The 4,664-nt window shown below is 51.5% G+C and carries 5 protein-coding genes; 3 read left to right on the top strand and 2 right to left on the bottom strand.

The window, feature by feature from the left end:
- The 3 genes from B2Z72_RS10485 to B2Z72_RS10475 form a co-directional block, all read left to right on the top strand.
- Positions 1-2,421: valine--tRNA ligase (locus B2Z72_RS10485; protein ID WP_297004758.1), on the top strand; the 2,421-nt coding region annotated here is incomplete at its 5' end.
- Positions 2,422-2,595: 174 nt separating this feature from the next.
- Positions 2,596-2,886 carry a nucleotidyltransferase family protein gene (locus B2Z72_RS10480; RefSeq protein WP_296981937.1) on the top strand — a complete coding sequence of 97 codons (291 nt, stop codon included), beginning with the start codon at positions 2,596-2,598 and terminating at the stop codon, positions 2,884-2,886.
- Positions 2,879-3,208, top strand: coding sequence for a DUF86 domain-containing protein (locus tag B2Z72_RS10475; RefSeq protein WP_296981939.1), 330 nt, complete (start codon positions 2,879-2,881; stop codon positions 3,206-3,208). The genes B2Z72_RS10480 and B2Z72_RS10475 overlap by 8 nt, the downstream gene beginning before the upstream one ends.
- Before the next feature lie 79 nt (positions 3,209-3,287).
- Here the strand turns inward: B2Z72_RS10475 and B2Z72_RS10470 are convergent, their stop codons facing one another.
- Positions 3,288-3,527, bottom strand: a complete 240-nt coding sequence (locus B2Z72_RS10470; protein ID WP_296981941.1) for a DUF3297 family protein — start codon at positions 3,525-3,527, stop codon at positions 3,288-3,290.
- Between the two features lie 166 nt (positions 3,528-3,693).
- A complete protein-coding gene (locus B2Z72_RS10465) occupies positions 3,694-4,641 on the bottom strand; it encodes a helix-turn-helix transcriptional regulator (protein WP_296981942.1) in 948 nt (315 codons plus the stop codon).
- Between the last annotated feature and the right edge of the window lie 23 nt (positions 4,642-4,664).

The following is a 4,664-nucleotide window of genomic DNA, read 5'->3' as shown; positions in this document are numbered from 1 at the left end:
AACTGGGACCCGAAGCTGCACACCGCGATTTCCGATCTTGAAGTCGAAAACCATGATGAGAAAGGTCACCTCTGGCACCTGCGCTATCCGCTGGCAGATGGTTGCAAGACAGCCGATGGCGAGGATTACCTGGTCGTAGCGACCACCCGGCCGGAAACCATGCTGGGCGACGCCGCAGTCGCGGTGCACCCCGAGGACGAGCGCTACAAGAACCTCATCGGCCGCCACATCATGTTGCCGCTGGTGAACCGCCTGATCCCGATCATCGCCGACGACTACGTCGACCTCGAATTTGGCACCGGCTGCGTAAAAATCACCCCGGCTCACGACTTTAATGACTATGCCGTTGGTCAGCGCTGCGGCCTGCCGATGATTAACGTTCTGACCTTCAATGCCGACATCCGCGATGAAGCTCAGACCTTTAATACCGACGGCAGCGTTAACGACGAAATCTCCGGTTTTATTCCGGAAAAATACCGCGGTATGGAACGCTTCGCTGCGCGTAAAGCCATCGTTGCCGATTTTGAAGAAGCCGGCCTGCTGGTTGATATCGTTGAAAACGACATGGTGATTCCATACGGCGACCGTGGTGGCGTGGTTATCGAACCTATGCTGACTGACCAATGGTACGTTGACGCGAAAACTCTGGCCAAACCAGCAATTGAAGCCGTTGAAAACGGTGATATTCAGTTTGTGCCGAAATCCTATGAAAACATGTACTTCAGCTGGATGCGTGATATTCAGGACTGGTGTATTTCCCGTCAACTGTGGTGGGGTCACCGTATCCCTGCGTGGTACGACGAAGAAGGCAACGTGTACGTTGGCCGCAGCGAAGAAGAAATCCGCAAGAAAAACAATCTGGCCGATGACGTTGAACTGAATCAGGACGAAGACGTTCTCGATACCTGGTTCTCTTCCGGTCTGTGGACCTTCGGTACCCTTGGCTGGCCAAATATCGACGACGCTGAAGTGGCGAAACGCATGGCGGATTTCCATCCGACTGACGTGCTGATTACCGGCTTCGATATTATTTTCTTCTGGGTTGCACGCATGATCATGATGACCATGCACATGATCAAAAACGAAGATGGCACGCCGCAAATTCCGTTTAAAACCGTTTACGTTACCGGCCTGATCCGTGACGAAGTCGGCCAGAAGATGTCGAAATCCAAAGGTAACGTGCTCGATCCTCTGGATATGATCGACGGTATTTCTCTGGATGCCCTGCTGGAAAAACGTACTGGTAATATGATGCAGCCGCAGCTGGCCGAAAAAATCGGCAAACGTACCCAGAAAGAATTCCCGGAAGGTATCGCCCCCCACGGTACTGACGCCCTGCGCTTTACCCTTGCTGCTATGGCCAGCACCGGCCGTGACATTAACTGGGATATGAAGCGTCTGGAAGGCTACCGTAATTTCTGTAATAAATTATGGAACGCCTCACGTTATGTGATGCTGTCTGTGGCAGGCGAAGAAGCCGTTGAAAAAGCCGCAGCAGCCAACACCAACATCGCCATTACCGAAGACATGAAGATTGCCTGTGGTGCCTACGGTGAGCCTGCTGCCCTGTCATTGGCTGACCGCTGGATTATCTCGCGCCTGCAACACGCAGAAAGCGAAGTACGCCGCCACATGGATCAGTATCGCTTTGATATGGCCGCACAGGCACTGTACGAGTTTATCTGGAACGAATACTGCGACTGGTACCTGGAACTGTCTAAACCAGTTCTGTGGGATGAGAACGCCACCGAAGAAGAAAAACGCGGCACCCGTGGCACTCTGGTACGCGTACTGGAAGCCACTCTGCGTCTGGCGCATCCGATTATTCCGTTTATTACCGAATCCATCTGGCATCAGGTAAAAGACCTGGCGGGTAAAGAAGGCGACACTATTATGTTGTCAGCCTACCCTGAGCCTCAGGAAGCCCTGATCGACGCCGACGCCGAAGCCGATATCGAATGGCTGAAAGGCGTAATCACCGCGGTGCGCAATATCCGCGGCGAGCAGAACATTCCGCCAAGCAAAGAGCTGGAAATGATTCTGAAAAACGGCGGCGACGAAGACTTCCGCCGCGCTGACGATAACCAGGCCTTCCTGATGAAGCTGGCGAAGCTGGAAAAAGTGACCTGGCTGAACGAAGGCGACGAAGAGCCGATGTCGGTGACTCAGCTGGTTGGCGATATGGAAATTCTGATTCCAATGGCTGGCTTTATTGATAAAGACGCAGAAGTTGCGCGCCTGAACAAAGCCATCGAAAAACAGGAAAAAGAACAACAGCGCGTGGAGAACAAGCTGTCGAACCCAGGCTTTACCGATAAAGCTCCGGAAGCCGTCATCGCTAAAGAGAAAGAAAAAGCCGCCGGCTTTGCCCGCGATATCGTAAAACTGAAAGAGCAGATTGAGAAAGTGAAAGCGCTGTAACAAGCGCTTTTCCTTCAATAACGCTCGCGCCGGGAGTGAAGTCTCCTGCAATACCTTTTGGTGTTGCTTGAGGTTTCAATCCCGGATACTCGCCTTCAGGTGCATTCGTTACGCTATCAGGCCGGTTTGGGGTACACTTCAACAGAATCCATCATCAGAATAACAGGAGCAACCATGAACCGTGATCGTGCTTTGCAGATCCTGTCGCAATGCAAACCTGTCTTGCAGGAGCGCTTTGGCCTTTCAGCCCTGTCTCTGTTCGGCTCAACGGCCCGTGATTCTGCTGATGATAACAGTGATGTGGATATTCTGGTGGATTTCGACGGTCCTGCCACCTCCAAACAGTTCTTTGGCGTTCAGTTTTATCTGGAAGATCAGCTGGGTTCTGCTGTAGACCTTGTCACCGCAAAAGCCCTGAGAAAAGAACTTAAACCTTATGTAAATAAGGACAAAATTGATGTCTGAGCGGGAGTGGCGTTTTTATATCAGCGATATGATCGCCTGCGCTGAAAAAGTACTCAGCTACACTGCCGATATGACGCAGACTGAATTTGAACATAGTAGTCTGACTTACGACGCAACCATCCGAAACATCGAATTAATCGGTGAAGCTGCAACACATATCCCAGACGAAGTACGCCGCCAGTATCCAGATATTCCATGGCGGATGATGGTCGCAACACGCAACCAATTGATTCATGGTTATCTTGGTATCGATAACGACATTCTCTGGAACATCATCAGCACTGACATTCCCGACCTACTCGATTCTCTTCAGGCAATCTGATTCAGCAGAACACATAAAAAAACCGCCCACTCTTACAAGTGGGCGGTTTTTTATTGTCAGAAGAGAAAGCAGGAACAACTTACTTGTAGTAAGCCTCAACCGTGCCCTTCAGTTTAACCAGCATTGGACGGCCAAAACGGTCTTTCGCTACTGGCGAAGAGATTTTCACCCAACCTTCGCTGATGCAGTATTCCTCAACGTCGTTACGTTCTTTGCCATTCAGGCGGATACCGATTTCATGCTCGAAGTATTCTTCTGCGTAGAACTTGCTTTTAGGGTTCACAGACAGCTGGTTCGGGAGTTCTGGCTTGTCGCTCATAGTAAAAAACCTGGTATGTGTACAAAGCGCACCATTCTAGAGATAACGTGGAGGCCACTCAAGCCTGTAGATAAGGCAAAGGCCGCCTGGCCTGTGGTTAAGGAGAAAGCCGCCCAGCCTGTGGTTTACGAGCCATCTGTCACAATCGCCAGTCCTTTGCCTGTGTTTAACCTGCCCGCGCCTCGCCCGGCGAGAAGCCAAAGTGCTTTTTAAAGGCACGGTAGAACCAGGTCGAGTTATTAAATCCAGAGCTGTAGGCAATGTCGTTCACCGCCCGTTTCGCCTGTAACGGGTCAGACAGACAGTCAAACGCTTTCTTCAGCCGCACATTGAGGACGTAATCGGTGAAGCTGGTGCCCTCACGTTCAAACATAGCGCGGACGTAGCTTGGCGAAATACCATGGCGACGGGCGATCCAGTCAACGGACATATCTCCACGGAAATAGTGCAGATTGATATCCGCTTTAACCGCCTTCATACGCGCCTGTTTCAGGCCGTTCTGTCGTGCATGAACCGTATAATCGCGCGGTGCACCAATGGCCAGAGCGATCAGATCGACAATCTGATTGGTCTGCTCCAGCGGGTTCTCCTCGCCCTGCGGATCATCCCGCATAAGATCAAGCGCGTAACGGCTCAGATGATTAAAGACTTCTTTATCTGTGATCGGACTCTGACCATGTTTGAGTCTGGCTATTAACGGCCCGTACATGTCCCGAGACAGATTAATGTTCAGCATATAAGTCTGCTGACCCTGAAAGCTGATGGTACCGGGCAGATCGTTATAGCTGATGCAGCCCATACCCGGCGACCAGATGGAATCCCCCTGATTGGCAATGGAGGTTCCCCACGAGGCATTGCCCAACGGGTTCAGCAGCAACGCCAGGTCATCATTACCGTCGGCAATGTGCTTCTTTTTTCGGTCGACAATCAGTGGAGAGGTTTTCACCCAGCCGATGGATACCCCCGGCAACAGGCGGATCATGGTTTCGATGTTCGGAACTGAATCCTTCGCCGGTTTCAGCTCGATATTGGCGACGGCGGCGTAAATATCCTGCGCCGCCATCATGCGCTCATGGTCAGGGAACTGCAGAGTGGAGAACTTAAAAAAAGCCATGGTAGATTCAACCGGTCAATGCA

Origin of the sequence: Thalassolituus sp. UBA6592 (assembly GCF_002433655.1) — a bacterium.
In the GTDB taxonomy this organism is placed as follows: Bacteria; Pseudomonadota; Gammaproteobacteria; order Pseudomonadales; family Oceanobacteraceae; genus Venatoribacter.
This window is presented reverse-complemented; position numbering and strand designations above follow the sequence as displayed.